This window comes from Aeromicrobium sp. PE09-221 (assembly GCF_002174305.1).
In the GTDB taxonomy this organism is placed as follows: domain Bacteria; phylum Actinomycetota; class Actinomycetes; order Propionibacteriales; family Nocardioidaceae; genus Aeromicrobium.
Genome location: NZ_MIJB01000023.1, coordinates 80,514 through 95,200 on the forward strand (window position 1 = coordinate 80,514; position 14,687 = coordinate 95,200).

The 14,687-nt window shown below is 67.6% G+C and carries 11 protein-coding genes and 1 other RNA gene; 4 read left to right on the top strand and 8 right to left on the bottom strand.

What is annotated here, in order from left to right:
* Positions 1–84 precede the first annotated feature (84 nt).
* Both BHE97_RS12215 and BHE97_RS12220 read left to right on the top strand, forming a co-directional pair.
* Entirely contained in the window at positions 85–4,635 is a 4,551-nt protein-coding gene (locus BHE97_RS12215; RefSeq protein ID WP_087624315.1) for an ATP-dependent helicase, read from the top strand.
* Positions 4,628–5,413, top strand: coding sequence for a DNA-formamidopyrimidine glycosylase family protein (locus BHE97_RS12220; RefSeq protein ID WP_087624316.1), 786 nt, complete (start codon positions 4,628–4,630; stop codon positions 5,411–5,413). The genes BHE97_RS12215 and BHE97_RS12220 overlap by 8 nt, the downstream gene beginning before the upstream one ends.
* Before the next feature lie 28 nt (positions 5,414–5,441).
* Here BHE97_RS12220 and BHE97_RS12225 read toward each other — a convergent pair whose 3' ends face one another.
* Positions 5,442–6,923, bottom strand: coding sequence for an NAD(P)/FAD-dependent oxidoreductase (locus BHE97_RS12225; protein WP_087624317.1), 1,482 nt, complete (start codon positions 6,921–6,923; stop codon positions 5,442–5,444).
* A 135-nt stretch (positions 6,924–7,058) separates the two neighbouring features.
* Between BHE97_RS12225 and BHE97_RS12230 the strand changes: the two genes are divergently transcribed.
* Positions 7,059–7,676, top strand: coding sequence for a vitamin K epoxide reductase family protein (locus BHE97_RS12230; RefSeq protein ID WP_087624318.1), 618 nt, complete (start codon positions 7,059–7,061; stop codon positions 7,674–7,676).
* 60 nt (positions 7,677–7,736) lie between these two features.
* Positions 7,737–8,933, top strand: coding sequence for an alpha/beta hydrolase (locus tag BHE97_RS12235; RefSeq protein ID WP_087624319.1), 1,197 nt, complete (start codon positions 7,737–7,739; stop codon positions 8,931–8,933).
* A gap of 177 nt (positions 8,934–9,110) precedes the next feature.
* On the opposite strand, the gene BHE97_RS12240 is transcribed toward BHE97_RS12235, so the two are convergent.
* The 7 genes from BHE97_RS12240 to BHE97_RS12270 form a co-directional block, all read right to left on the bottom strand.
* Positions 9,111–9,503: a DUF5615 family PIN-like protein gene (locus tag BHE97_RS12240; protein WP_201791428.1), complete on the bottom strand. Its 393-nt coding sequence runs from the start codon at positions 9,501–9,503 to the stop codon at positions 9,111–9,113.
* Positions 9,445–9,669, bottom strand: coding sequence for a DUF433 domain-containing protein (locus BHE97_RS12245; RefSeq protein ID WP_087624321.1), 225 nt, complete (start codon positions 9,667–9,669; stop codon positions 9,445–9,447). Before BHE97_RS12245 ends, BHE97_RS12240 begins: the two co-directional genes overlap by 59 nt.
* 338 nt (positions 9,670–10,007) lie before the next feature.
* Positions 10,008–10,380: a transfer-messenger RNA gene (gene ssrA, locus BHE97_RS12250) on the bottom strand.
* Between the two features lie 61 nt (positions 10,381–10,441).
* Positions 10,442–11,818, bottom strand: coding sequence for an MFS transporter (locus tag BHE97_RS12255; protein ID WP_087624322.1), 1,377 nt, complete (start codon positions 11,816–11,818; stop codon positions 10,442–10,444).
* The gene (locus BHE97_RS12260) at positions 11,815–12,687 is read right to left on the bottom strand and encodes an amidohydrolase family protein (protein WP_087624323.1); all 873 of its coding nucleotides are present in this window, start codon (positions 12,685–12,687) and stop codon (positions 11,815–11,817) included. The genes BHE97_RS12255 and BHE97_RS12260 overlap by 4 nt, the downstream gene beginning before the upstream one ends.
* On the bottom strand, positions 12,687–13,160 hold the full coding sequence (gene smpB / locus BHE97_RS12265; RefSeq protein WP_087624363.1) for an SsrA-binding protein SmpB: 474 nt from the start codon (positions 13,158–13,160) through the stop codon (positions 12,687–12,689). The genes BHE97_RS12260 and smpB overlap by 1 nt, the downstream gene beginning before the upstream one ends.
* Positions 13,161–13,290: 130 nt before the next feature.
* Positions 13,291–14,598, bottom strand: coding sequence for a M23 family metallopeptidase (locus tag BHE97_RS12270; protein WP_087624324.1), 1,308 nt, complete (start codon positions 14,596–14,598; stop codon positions 13,291–13,293).
* Positions 14,599–14,687 lie beyond the last annotated feature (89 nt).

Below are 14,687 nucleotides of genomic sequence, written 5' to 3' on the forward strand. Positions count from 1 at the left end.
CAGAATGCCGCACCGCTGGTGACGGCCGCGGCAGCCGGTCGGCTTCGGCGGCGAGTGTCGGCCGCTCCTGCCACGATAGATGCCATGACCGAGGCCGGGCTGCAACATCTGGGGTTCATGCCCGCCACCCAGGAATGGTTCGCCGACTCCTTCGTCGCACCCACCCCGGCACAGCGCGGCGCGTGGGAGGCGATCGGGGCCGGTCAGCACACCCTCGTCGTCGCACCCACCGGTTCCGGCAAGACCCTCGCGGCCTTCCTGTCAGCCATCGACCGGTTGCTCCGGCCACGTCCCGATGATGCGCCCGCCGGTGTCCGCGTGTTGTACATCTCTCCGTTGAAGGCGCTCGCGGTCGATGTCGAGCGCAACCTGCGATCTCCGCTCGTGGGCATCTCCAATACCGCGGTTCGGCACGGCGAGCCGTTCCGCGAGGTGACGGTGGGGCTCCGCTCGGGTGACACGCCTCCCGCGGAGCGCCGCCGCTTGCAGTCGCATCCACCCGATGTCCTCATCACCACGCCGGAATCGCTGTTCCTGATGCTGACCTCGTCGGTACGTGAGACTCTACGCACGGTCGAGGTCGTCATCGTCGACGAGATCCACGCCGTCGCCGGTTCCAAGCGCGGTGCGCATCTCGCGCTCTCCCTCGAACGGCTCGACACACTGCTCGATCGTCCGGCCCAGCGCATCGGCCTGAGCGCCACCGTACGCCCGCACGATGAGGTCGCCCGGTTCCTCGGCGGGCAGTCCCCCGTCCGCATCGTGGCACCGGAGTCGCCCTCGCGTCTCGAGCTCGACATCGTGGTACCGGTCGAGGACATGACCGAGATCGCGCCGCGCCACGAGAGTGGGCCGCCCGAGGGATCCGCCGCCCAGTCGCTCCTCGATCCCGAGGTCGATCGACAGGCCGGCAACACCATCTGGCCGCATGTCGAGGAGGCGGTGGTCGACCATGTGCTCAAGGCCCGCTCGACGATCGTCTTCGCCAACTCGCGTGGCGTCGCCGAGCGACTCACGGCCCGGCTCAACGAGGTCTACGCCGAGCGGGTCGAGGGTGAGCGGATCGAGCCGGAGACCCGCAGTCCCGCGCGGATGGGCGGCCTGTCCGGTCAGTCGGACGGCGCACCCCCGGCATTCGCCCGCGCCCACCACGGCTCGGTCAGCAAGGAGCAGCGCGCACTCATCGAGGACGACCTCAAGTCCGGTCGCCTGCGCTGCGTGGTCGCCACATCGAGTCTGGAGCTGGGCATCGACATGGGGGCGGTCGATCTCGTCATCCAAGTCTCCTCTCCCCCGTCCGTGGCCGCTGGCCTGCAGCGCGTGGGCCGCGCCGGCCACCAGGTCGGAGAGGTGTCGCGCGGTCTGGTCTTCCCCACCAATCGGCACGATCTCCTCGTCGGCGCCGTCACCGCCGAGCGCATGCGCGAGGGAGCGATCGAACGGCTACGCGTACTGGCCAATCCGCTCGATCTTCTCGCACAGCAGACGATCGCCGCGGCAGCCCTCGAACCCCTCGATGTCGAGGAATGGTTCGATGCCGTGCGGCGCAGCGCTCCCTTCGCCGCACTGCCCAGGTCCGCCTTCGATGCCACCTTGGATCTCATCAGCGGTCGGTATCCCTCCGACGAGTTCGGCGAGCTACGCCCGCGAGTGGTCTGGGATCGCGATGCGGGCACGCTCACCGGGAGGCCGGGGGCGCAGCGGTTGGCCGTGACCAGCGGCGGCACGATCCCCGATCGCGGCATGTTCAGCGTCGTCCTCGCGGGCGAGGACGACCGCGGTGGCCGCAAGGTCGGCGAGCTCGATGAGGAGATGGTGTACGAGTCGCGCGTCAACGACGTGGTCGCGCTGGGCGCCACGAGCTGGCGCATCCAGGAGATCACGCACGATCGCGTCATCGTGACCCCGGCTTTCGGGCTTCCTGCCCGGCTCCCGTTCTGGCGCGGTGACGCGGTCGGGAGGCCGTACGAGCTGGGAGCGGCGATCGGCGCCTTCCTGCGGGGCCTCGAGTCCGGCGCGGATGTCATCGGCGCCGACCTGGGTCTCGATGCCAATGCCCGCTCCAATCTCAGCGAGCTGGTGGCAGCTCAGCGCGAAGCGACCGGCCGCGTGCCCACGGACACGACGTTGGTCGTCGAACGTTTCCGCGATGAGCTCGGCGACTGGAGAGTCGTCCTGCTGTCGCCCTATGGCCGGTCGGTCCACGCTCCGTGGGCATTGGCGGTCGGTGCGCGGATCCAGGAGCGCTACGGGGTCGACGGATCGGTCGTCGCCGGCGACGACGGCATCGTGGCTCGAGTGCCGGATACCGATGCCGAACCTCCCGGGGCGGAGCTCTTCGTCTTCGAACCCGATGAGCTCGAGCGCATCGTCACCGACGAGGTCGGCGGGTCCGCACTGTTCGCCGCGCGCTTCCGCGAGTGCGCCGCCCGCGCGCTGCTACTCCCCCGGCGCAATCCCGGTGCTCGTGCGCCCCTGTGGCAGCAACGTCAGCGGTCCGCGCAGCTGCTCGACGTCGCTCGCAGGCATCCCACCTTCCCGATCCTGCTGGAGACCGCTCGCGAGGTATTGCAGGATGTCTACGATCTGCCGTCTCTGACCGCCTTGGCGCGTGCCGTCAACAGCCGGGAGGTGGCGGTCGTGGAGGTCATCACCGAGCGTGCCTCCCCCTTCGCCCAGACGCAGCTCTTCGGCTATGTGGGCGCCTTCCTGTACGACGGCGACCTACCACTCGCCGAGCGGCGCGCGGCGGCGCTCTCATTGGACCCCGATCTCCTCGCGGAGCTGCTGGGCCGCACCGACCTGCGCGAGCTGCTCGATCCGGAGGTCGTGGCCGCCACCGAACGCGAGTTGCAGCGGCTCGTACCCGAACGTGCCGCGCGGTCGCTCGAGCATGTCGCAGACCTGGTCCGCACCATCGGCCCCCTCAGCGCCGAGGAGATCGCCGCGCGCACCGATACCGAGCACCGTGGCGAGGTTCCCGGCTGGCTCGGCTCTCTGCGCGACCAGCGGCGGCTCATCGAAGTGCCGATCGCCGGCAGTCCACGCTGGGCAGCCGTCGAGGACGCCGCTCGCTTGCGCGACGCGCTCGGCACAGCACTGCCGATGGGCATAGCCGCCGCCCACCTGGAGAGTCCCGACGATCCGCTCGGCGATCTCGTCGCCCGCTACGCGCGCACCCACGGTCCCTTCACCGCCGAGGACATCGCCGTGCGGTACGGTCTGGGGCGCGCTGTCGCCGAGACGGCACTCACCCGTCTGGCCGAACATCGCAGGGTGGTGGCCGGCGAGTTCGATCCCGCGGCCTCAGGACGTGAGGAATGGGTCGACGCGGAGATCCTGCGACGCTTGCGCGCACGATCCCTCGCCGCGGCGAGACACCAGGTCGAACCGGTCGACCGGCAGACCTTCGCCCGGTTCCTGCCGGCCTGGCAGCAGATCGGCTCCCGCCACCGGGGCCCCGATGCACTACTGGCCGCGATCGACCAGCTCGCCGGTGTACCCATCCCCGCGTCGGCGTGGGAGACCCTCGTCCTGCCTCAGCGGGTGGCCGACTATCAACCGCCGATGCTCGACGAGCTCCTCGCCTCCGGGGAGATCTGGTGGTCCGGTGCCGGGACCCTCGCCGGCAATGACGGGTGGATCCGGATCTTCCCCGCCGATGTCGACCCCGTCACCGACCCCTCGGCCGAGGCCCCCCTGGCGGATTCGGCGGCGGACCGATTGCTCCGCGCGATGCGCGGATCCGGGGCCTTCCTGTTCGGACAGTTGCACGGACTCGTCGAGACGAGCGAGGAGCAATCCCTGGTCGATGTCCTCTGGCAGCTGACCTGGTCGGGCACGGTCTCCAATGACACCTTCGCCCCGATCCGTGCCCTGTTGCGCGGAGGCGGCGCCCATCGTGGGCAGCGCCAGCCGCCGCGGGCACGGCTTCACCGCGGGCGTCGTGCTCGTCCCACACGCCCCGTGCTGCCTCCCGCCGCGGCGGGCCGCTGGTTCGCCCTCGATCCCGCCCCAGAGAGCACCCAGGGGGCTCTGCTGCGCACCGAGCTCGCACTCGGCCGCCACGGCATTATCACCAAGGGAGCGGTCGGCACCGAGCAACAGCCAGGCGGGTTCGCGGCGATGTACCGGGTGCTACGCGAGCTCGAACAGTCGGGCGGGGCCCTGCGTGGGTACTTCGTCGACGGCCTCGGGGGTGCTCAGTTCGCCGCGAACGGGGCCATCGACCGGCTTCGCGCGCTCCAGCGCGATGACGACCGGCCCAGCGACGACGACGCAGTCGTCCTCGCCGCTACCGACCCGGCCAATCCCTACGGTGCCGCCCTTCCCTGGCCGGAGCGCGAGCTCGGCCATCGTCCGGGACGCAAGGCGGGGTCGATCGTCGTGCTCCACGACGGCCTGCTCGTGCTCTTCCTCGAACGAGGAGGCAAGACCCTGCTGACCTTCACCGATGATCCCGTACGTCTCGCACGCGCGGCCGAGTCCTTCGTCGCCACCGCGCGACGGTTGCGTCTCGGACGGTTCACGGTGCAGACGGCCGATGGCGAGCCCGTAGCGTCGACGGCGGCGGGTGAAGCGCTGGCAGCCGCAGGCTTCGAGGCCCATCTGAAGGGGCTGCGGTTCGATGCCTGAGGGCGACACCGTCTGGCGCACGGCCCACCACCTCCACGCCGCCTTCACCGGTACCGAGCTGACTCTGACGGACTTCCGCGTCCCGGGCTATGCGACCGTCGACCTACGGGGGCAGCAGGTGGAGGATGTGGTCAGCCGCGGCAAGCACCTGCTGCTGCGGACCCCCGAGTACGTGGTGCACTCACATCTCAAGATGGAGGGGGCGTGGCATCTCTACCGGCTGCCCCGGCCGCGGTGGCGCCGTCCGGGCCACTCGGCACGCGTCGTCCTGGAGAACTCCAGATGGCAGGCGGTCGGGTTCTCGCTGGGACTGCTGGAGGTGCTGCCGCGCGAGCGGGAAGTGGACGCGGTCGGTCATCTCGGACCCGATCTGCTCGATGAGGAGTTCGCTGCCACGGAAGCGGTCGAGCGCCTGGAGAGCGATCCGACACGCCCCGTCTTCCTCGCGTTGCTCGACCAGCGCAATCTCGCCGGTTTGGGCAATGAGTACGTCAACGAGCTGCTGTTCATGCGGCGGATCGCGCCCGCACGTCCCATCGGCGAGGTCAGCGACCTGTCAGGCCTCGTCGCCCTGGCCCGTCGGGTTCTCGGCGCGAATGCCCGACGCGTCGAGCGGTCCTTCACCGGCAGCACCCGGGGCGGCGAGGAACGCTGGGTCTACCGCCGCGCGGGCCTGCCCTGCCGCCGGTGCGGCACATCGATCGCCGAGGGCGAGTACGGGGACGACCCCACCCGCGAGCGCGTTTGCTTCTGGTGCCCGAGCTGCCAGGCCGAGTGACCCCCGTCAGGGAGCAGTTACCGCCGATTCAGCCGACGGCGACCTTGTCCCGGACCGGGAGCTCGCTCTTACGCACCCAGACCATCTCCTCGTCCAGGTCGGTGGTCCGCGCGTCCCAGGCGTCCAGGAACCAGTTCTGCCGGATCTTCCACGGCTTGCGCGAACCGGCCTGCGGGAGCTTGTCGGCGACACGCTGGATATAGCCGGAGTCGAGATCGAGGATCGGCGCCGAGGGCCCGCTCTCGCCCTCGGGATTGGGCATGCCGTAGGCGTAGCCGTTCTCGTCGAGATGGTTGAGGAAGCGTGCGACGTACTTCCACGTCAGGTCAGCACGCAGCGTCCAGGAAGCGTTGGTGTAGCCGACACACCAGGCCATATTCGGCAGACCGCTGAACATCAGCCCCTTGTAGGTGTAGACCTCGTGCGGATCGATGGCACGGCCGTCGACCGAGATGTCGATCGAGCCCATCGCCACCAGCTGGAGTCCGGTCGCGGTGACCACGACATCGGCGTCGAGGTGCTCTCCGGAGGCGAGGGCGATGCCCTTGGGGGTGAACTCCTCGATGTGGTCGGTGACGATCTCGCCCTTGCCCTGGCGCACGACCCGCCAGAGGTCTCCGCCGGGAACGACACAGAGCCGCTGATCCCAGGGCTTGTAGCGCGGGGTGAGGCTGGCCGGGTCGACGCTGGGCGCCTGACGCTGTGCGAGGCCGAGCAGGATCTTGCGGGCCAACGATGGGAAGGTCCGGCAGAAGACGTAGAAGCCCACGGTCATCACGGCGTACCGCAGTCGGGTGGCCTGGTGCACGATGCTCTTGGGGAGCACGCGGCGGGCGACATTCGCGATCGGATCCTTGCCCGGCTGGGAGAGGATGTAGGTGGGTGAGCGCTGCAGCATCGTCACCTTGGCGGCATCGCGCGCCATCGACGGAAGCAGCGTGATCGCTGTGGCGCCCGAGCCGATGATGACGACATTCTTGTTCGTGTAGTCGAGGTCCTCCGGCCAGAACTGCGGATGGACGACATCACCCTCATAGTTCTCGATACCGGGGAAGTCCGGCGTGTACCCCTCGTCGTAACTGTAATACCCACTGCAGAGGTACAGGAACGAGGCGACGGTGGTCTCCGTGGTGCCATCGGACAGGCGCGAGGTGACCGTCCAGGTGGCGTCGTCGCTGGACCAGTCCGCGGTCAGCACCCGCCGCCCGAAGCGAATGTGCCGGTCGATGCCGTTCTCGCGCGCGGTGTCCGCGATGTACTGACGGATGTCGCCACCGTCGGCGATCGCCTTCTCATTGGTCCAGGGGCGGAACGGGTAGCTGAGCGTGTACATGTCGGAGTCCGACCGGACGCCTGGATAGCGGAAGAGATCCCAGGTGCCGCCCGTGCGCTCGCGCTGTTCGACGATGGCGTAGGTCTTGTTCGGGCTCATCAGCTCGAGGCGGTAGGCGGCACCGATCCCCGAGAGCCCGGCGCCGACGATCAGGACATCCACGCGGTCTGTGCTCATGTGCCTCGTTCTCCCTCCACGGGGTCCGACCATCGGACTATATGACATCGCCAATGTCACGTTAACAGATACCGAGAGTATCGGGAAGTCCCTCGATCTCGACCGTGATGACCCCCGAGTGCCTAGGATGTGCACATGACGACGGCTACGGAACCCACCAGGCCGGAAGGCACCGCCCCGGTGGAGAACCCCTCACGTCTCGGCGAGCACCGTGTCCTCGGGGCCTTCCTGGCGCTCGCGGGTGCGATCGGCGTTCTGGCGTCGTCGGTTCTCACGATCGACAAGATCACCTTGCTGCAATCCCAGGTCGATGGCGAGGACCTCAGCCTGGGGTGCGACCTGAGCGCCTTCGTCGAGTGCAGTGGTGTCATCGCCTCCGATCAGGCCTCGGCCTTCGGCTTCCCCAACCCGCTCATCGGGATCGCCGGTTTCGCCGTCGTCACGACCTTGGGCGTGCTGCTCGCCGCGGGCATGCGACTGCCCGGCTGGGTGTGGGGCGGTCTGCAGGCCGGCGTGGTCTTCGGTATCGGTTTCGTGAGTTGGTTGCAGTACCAGAGCATCTTCAATATCGGCAAGCTCTGCCCGTGGTGCATGGTGGTCTGGACGGTCATGATCCCGGTCTTCGTGCTGGTCACAGCACGGAATGTCCCCGGTCGCCTCCTGCGCAACTGGTCGGGGTTGATCATCGCGCTCTGGTACATCGCCGTGGCCGCGACGATCTTCTTCGTCTTCGGCGACACGCTCTGGGCCTGATCGTCCGGTCCGGGAGCGGTCGAGACGCGCGCTCCTCGATCGCCGGGTAGCGTCGAGTCGGTGACCGCCGCACCCCGTCGTGTTCCCTCGCTCATCGCCGCCACGGCGCTCGCGATCGTCATCGCGCTAAGTCAGCTGCTGGCGGTCCTCCCGCCCTCGTGGCTGCAGCCCCTGCTCGCCTCATCGTGGACCCAGCACGGGATCGTCTCGCTCTCCGTGGCCCGTGACGAGATCGGTGGCTGGGTCGTGGTGCTGGCGGTCGTCGCGGCACTCCTGGCCTGGCGATCGCTCGGCACGCGACGGTCCCTGCCCCGCAAGGCGGTGGGGGCGGTGGCGGGATTCGGGCTTGCGGCCTCGCTCGTGACCTCGGGGCTGCTCGTCTACACATCGATCGACCAGGGCGCGGGGGTCCGGCCCTTCGCTCCGCTCCTGCCTGCCATGGCCAGTCATGGGGGACCTGATGAGACGCTCGCCGTCGGAAGCGCGGACGGTGAGCCTCTGCGGGCGGATCTGTATCGCGCCGATTCAGACGGACCCGCTCCGGTGGTGCTTTATGTCCATGGTGGCGGTTTCGACGGCGGCGCCCGCAGCCCCAATGCGCTCAACCGTTACCTGGCCGACCGTGGCTACGCGGTCCTCGATGTCGACTATCGGCTCGCACGACCGGATCGGCCGACCTGGGATCTCGCCACGGCCGATATCGGATGCACGCTCTCGTGGCTGGGGCGCGAGGGAGCGGCTTTCGGACTCGACGTCGAGAGGATCGCCATCCTCGGCGAGTCTGCGGGTGGGAACCTCGCCCTCAACGCCGCCTATCGCAGCCAGTCCGGCAATCTCGAGCCCTCATGCGGCTCTGCCGACGACATTCCGAACGTGAGCGCGGTGATCGGCGGCTATCCCGTCGTGGACCTCGCCGGGGAGGAAGCACGGACCGGTCTCGGCCGGTTGATGGGCGAGGTCTACATCGGCGGAAGCCCCGAGGAATTCCCCGAGCGCTATGCGGCGATCGCACCGGCCACGCATGTCACGGCGGACTCACCACCGACCCTCGTCTACCACGGCACCCGCGATCATCTCGTCCTCCCCGGACCGGTCGAGGAGTTCGTGGCTACGGTGCGCCGTGAGGGCGTGACGACCCGCTACACCTCGATCCCCGCCACCGATCATGGCGGCGGCAGCCTGTTCGGCACGTCGACCTGGGGCACGGGCATCATCCAAGCGGCCATCGTGCAGTGGCTCGACGCCCACATCGCCTGAGACTCGTCGGTCAGCCGAAACCGTCGGATCCGAAGAGTGCCACGCAGCACCACTCTCCTGTCTTCGAGTCCGGCTGGCACGTACTCGGAATGCTAAAGCGACCGTCGCGGTCTCCCAGCCTGACTCGGATTGCACCTTGAACTTGGAGTCGCCAACATGCCAGACCTTCACCAACAATCACCGAAGTTCGATCAACCTCTGTCCGCTCCCGACCAACTCAACGATCCGGGCGATCAACGGTTCGAACCATATGAGCAACGCTGCCCTGCGAGTGTTTCCGATTCTGACCCACACCACGGCAGGCGTTTCGCCGCGCATGGCGAACATGAGGGAGAAGTCTTCGTCCTTGGTGATGATGACCGCCTCATGGTCCAGCGCGTACCGCCACAGGTCCCGATCCGGCGCGTCACCTGGACCGATGTCGGTCACATGCTCGGCTACGTGGCCGTGCTCGCGGAGCAATCGAGCCAACGCCGGCGGCAACTGGGCGTCAACCAGAAACCGCATGGTTTCAGGAAGCGATGACGATTGCGTGGTCGGCTTGAGCTGCGGCGTACTCCAGACAGGCACGGATGTCCTCTGTCGTCAGATACGGGTAGTCCTCTAAGATCTCGGTCTCGTCAGCCCCTGCCGCCAACAGCGCGAGAACGTCGCCGACCCGCATCCGGGTACCTCTAATCGCCGGACGGCCGTGTACGACATCTGGGGCAATCGAGATACGATCCATCAAGGACATGTGCTCATACTACCGCCCGGCACCGATCCGTTCACCAGCCTCAGCGTAGGTAGCAAGACGGACACAGCCGAGTTCAACTAAGGACACTTACCGCCCCCAACGAGACAGGTGCGGCACATCGTCGTTGTGGAGCATCACCCGATAGCCCGGACACAGCACAACGCCCCACCTCGCGAGAAGGCGGGGCGTTGTGACCCATCGTGGAGTTGCCGGGATCCCCGGCTCGCAGAACTCGCCGTGGGCCCACTCGATTCACTCTGCCTGATTCACGGCATCACCCGACGCCCCAGACACAGCGCGGCACCCCACCTCACAAGGAGGTGGGGTGCCGAGTGATGCCGTGGAGCTGCCGGGAATCGAACCCGGGTCCTCTGGCGCTGAGCTAGGTCTTCTCCGGGTGCAGTTTGTCGGGAGTCGTTTTCTCAGCCCCGGCGCTCGGACAAACACGTCGCCGACGGGCTCAGCCGTACTTGAGTCCCGATCACCGCCTACGGCGGGCAGTGATCAGCAAGTCCCCTTGATGAGACAGACGATCCGGAACGGGGACGCTCCCGGGTCTGCCCTTCACCAATCGCTGTCAGGCAGCGAGGGCGAAGTCAGTGCGCTTGGAATCGGCACTTATTGGTTTGCAACGAACGTTTAAGAGATGACGTTGCCTTCTCTACCCGCTTCTCCTAGGTCGAACGACCACAGTCGAAACCGATCAGCCCCTCTTGAGTTATCAACACCGGCGAACCGGCTCTCATAGTCTACAACTCCACGACCACACCGCCTATTCCTCACCGGGCTGCGGTCGGTCCGATCGTCCCGGCCCCCGTATGAGGACGGCTGAGACGATCGCACCGGCGACGAGCAACCCCCCGCAGAGGACGATCCCCGCCCGGAATCCCGGACCGAAGACCTCCGGGCGAGCGAAGTCCGGGCCGGAGATCCCCACCAGCGGGGGGATCGCGGCCACGGCGAGCAGGCCCGCGGTACGCGAGACGGCGTTGTTGATACCGGACGCGATGCCTGTCTGATCGGGCGGTGCCGAGGAGAGAACCGCGGTCGTCAACGGAGCGACGAGGATCGTCAGACCTATGCCGAACACGACGGCTCCCGGGAGCACGTCCGTCAGCAGATCAGCGTCGCGGCCGATCCGGAGATAGAGCAACAGACCGCCGGCCGCGACCAGGGGGCCGACGGTCATCGGCAGCCGCGGACCGATCCGCGAGGCGATCTCACCGGCGGTGGCTGAGAACAGCAGCATGAGGATCGTCGCCGGGAGGGTCGCCAAGCCTGCCTGCAGCGGTGTGTAGCCGGCGACGTACTGCAGGTGCAGTACCAACAGGAACATCGAGCCGGTCAAGGCCGCGTAGATCGCGAAGGTCGAGAGATTGGCCGCCGCGAAGACACGATCAGCGAACAGCGCCATCGGCACGAGGGGTGCCGGAGCGCGCAGCTGGTGCCAGACGAAGAGCCCGAGGACGATCACACCGGTGCCGACAAGCCACCAGTTCTGATCGACGAGCCCGAAGGTCAGGGCCGAGAGGCTCGAGATCGTCAACCCAGCGCCAATCAAATCCAGCCGCGAGACGCCGCCGCGTGACTCCGGGACATGGCGCAGAGCGATCGCGACGACCGCGACCGCCAGCGGTATGTTGACCCAGAAGACCGAGCGCCAGCCCACGGTGTCCACGAGCCATCCTCCGAGCAAGGGTCCGATCGCGGTGGTCACGCCCGACAACCCGGACCACACTCCGATCGCCCTCCCCCTGTCGTCGGGGTGGATCGATGCGGTGATGATCGCGAGGCTTCCTGGGGTCAGCAGCGCACCGCCGATGCCCTGCAGCGCTCGCGCGAGCACGAGGACTTCGGCCGACCAAGCCGAGGCACAGAGCACTGACGCCGTCGCGAACAGCACGGTGCCGGCGATGAACACCCGGCGTCTGCCCCAGCTGTCGCCCAGCGACCCTCCGACCAGGATGAGTCCGGCGAGCATCAGCGTGTAACCGTTGACCACCCATTGGAGCCCCGCGACCCCTGCGTGCAGGTCGCGATCGATCGCCGGCAGCGCCAGCGAGACGATCGAGTCGTCGAGGAAGACGATGCCCGAACCGAGGACCATCGCGGCGACGAGCCACCGACCCTGGGCCGAGGCGAGTCTCATGGGTCGATCGCGAAGAGATCGGCGCCGTTCTCCCAGAGCACGGAGCGCATCCAGGCGTCACCGAGGCCGAGCCGTTCGAGGACCTCGATCTGATGCGCGTAGACATAGGGGATATTGGGGAAGTCGGTGCCGAAGAGGATCCGGTCGCGGAGGCGGTCGAGCCGGGGGACCACCCCGTCGGGGATCTGCCGATCGGTGAAGAAGTCGACGAAGGCCATAGTGGTGTCGAGACGAACCTCGTCGTACCGCTCCGCGAGGTCCAGGAACTCGTGCACCTCGGGCATGCCGAGATGCGCGATGATCAGTCTCAATCCCGGATGGCGCTCGAGGACGGCGCCCACTCCCCCCGGCCCCGTGTGGGGACCCGGTGCCGGACCCGAACCGGCGTGCAGCACCAACGGTGTGCCGGCATCGTCCAGCGCCGCCCACACTGGCTCGAGCAGCGGATCGTCGGCGGCGAACTCGCCGACCTGCAGGTGAGCCTTGAAGACGCGGACACCCGCCTCGATCAGCTCGGGCACATAGTCGGCCGCCTCCGGCTCGGGGTAGAAGGTGCCGGACCACAGGCTGTCGGGAACGCGACGCGCGAAGTCGCGGTTCCAACCGTTCATGAACTGCGCGACACCCGGCCTGTGGGCGTAGGACAGAGCACCGAAGGCCCTGACCCGCATCGCACGCAGGTGCTCCACCCGCTCCTCATCGCTCCACCGATAGGTGATCGGCCAGGGGCGGCCGAGCAGCGGACCGGCGGCATCGAAGTAGGCCCACACCTTCCTCAGCACCTGAGGCGCCATGAAGTGCACATGCACATCGACGATGCCCGGCAATCCCAGAGCATCGAGATACGCCGGGATGTCCTCGTCGCGCATCACATGCCCTTGAACTTGCGACCGAACTCACGCTCCACATCGCGCTTCGCCTGGCGCTCCGCGATCGCCTGACGCTTGTCGTACTCCTTCTTGCCGCGAGCCAGCGCGATCTCGACCTTCGCGCGGCCGTCCTTGAAGTACAGCGAGAGCGGCACGAGGGTCAGGCCCTTGGCCTGTGTGCGCTGCTCGATCTTGTCGATCTCAGATCGGTGCAGCAGCATCTTGCGCCGCCGCCGCGTCTCGTGGTTGGTCCAGGTGCCGTTGTCGTACTGCGGGATGTGCACCTGCAGCAGCCAGGCCTCGCCGTTCTCGATATCGCCGAAGCCGTCGACCAGCGAGGCGCGTCCGGCCCGCAGCGACTTGACCTCGGTTCCGGTCAGCACCAAGCCCGCTTCGAAGGTGTCCTCGATGTGGTAGTCGTGACGTGCCTTCTTGTTCTGCGCGATCAGCTTGCGACCGGTCTCCTTGGCCATACCCACCATTCTCTCAGAACGACCCAGGACGCCCGTCGGCTCCTCGCGGGGAGGCCGAGACGCACGGACACGATCATGTGCGGGCTCGCCGACCTGCTCCGGTCCGAGGGCGGTGAGGGAGCCGCGAGAGTCAGAGCCAGCCCATCGGGTTCACGGTCTGGCCGTTCTGCAGCACCATGAAGTGCAGGTGGCAACCGGTCGAGTAGCCGGTCGTGCCCACGTAGCCGATGACCTGGCCACGCTGTACCTGAGCACCCTGACCCACCGCGTATCGCGAGAGGTGGTTGTACGTCGTGATGACGCTGACTCCACGCATGACGCCGTGGTTGATGATGACGCGGTTGCCGTAAGCCCCGTTGAAATACTGTTGGATCACGGTGCCCGACGCGGCTGCGCGGATCGGCGTACCGCAACCCGCGCCGAAGTCGGTGCCGTCGTGAAGCTTGTACACACCTGTGATCGGATGGCGGCGCATGCCATAGGGCGAGGTGATCGGCGCATTGATCGGGGCGCTCAGGGAGTTTCCTCCGCCGCCGCCACCGCTGCCGCCACCACCGCCGCCACCACCGCCCTGGTTCTGGGCAGCCTCGCGCTCACGCTGCTTGCGCAGCTCCTCAGCCACGACGGCCTGCATCTGACGTTCCAGCGACGCGCGCTCAGCCTCGAGCGATGCCGCGAGCTGCTCGTCCTCGGCCTTCGCCGATGCGGCCTCGCGTTCGGCCGAACGACGTGTATCGACCAGCTCGGAGACCTCCGCCGCCTGCGCCTCGGCAGCAGCCGTCAGCTCCTGCATCCGCACGACATTGGCCTCGGCTTCCTTCTTCTGGGCAGCCACCTGGTCGCGCAGCTCCTCGACGCGCTGCCGCTCGAGCTCGAGCATCACCCGTGAGGCGTCCAGCTCCTGCATCTTGCCGATCTGAGCATCACCGACAGAATCATTGGCTTGCACACGATCGGAGAAGGTGTTCGGGTCCTCACCCTGCAGCAGTTCGCTGAAGGCACGCAAGCCCCGGTCGCCTTCCATCACGCTGTCGACGGCGAACTGCTCGACCTCGGACTCCGATGCGGCGAGATCCTTCTCGGCCTTGTCGACCCGCTCCTCGGCGGCCTCGAGGTCGGCCTCGGCCTTGGCGAGCTCCTCACGCAGCTCGGCATCGCGCGCCTGGGCGACGGCGAGCTCGCCTCGGGTGGCGCTCAGCACCCCCTCGGCCTCAGCCAGGCGAGCACTCGCCGCGTTCAACGCGGCGCTGGCGTCCTGGTAACGCTTGGTGGAGTGCTCAAGGGCGGCCTGCGCCTGCTGGCGCTTCTGGTCGTTCTGACCCTGTTGACGACGAATATCGTCCTTGGAGTCGGCAAAGGCCGACGGCGCGGCGAACCCGACCAAGAGGCCGAGCACCAGCACCGCCGCGAGCAACGGTTTGCGAGCAGTCGCAAGCATCGTCTGAACATCCTCGATCCGGGGAAGGTCCCTGTTGGGACGGAATCGAACTCGTGTGACGGATGTGACTCTACGTCATCACCACCCCC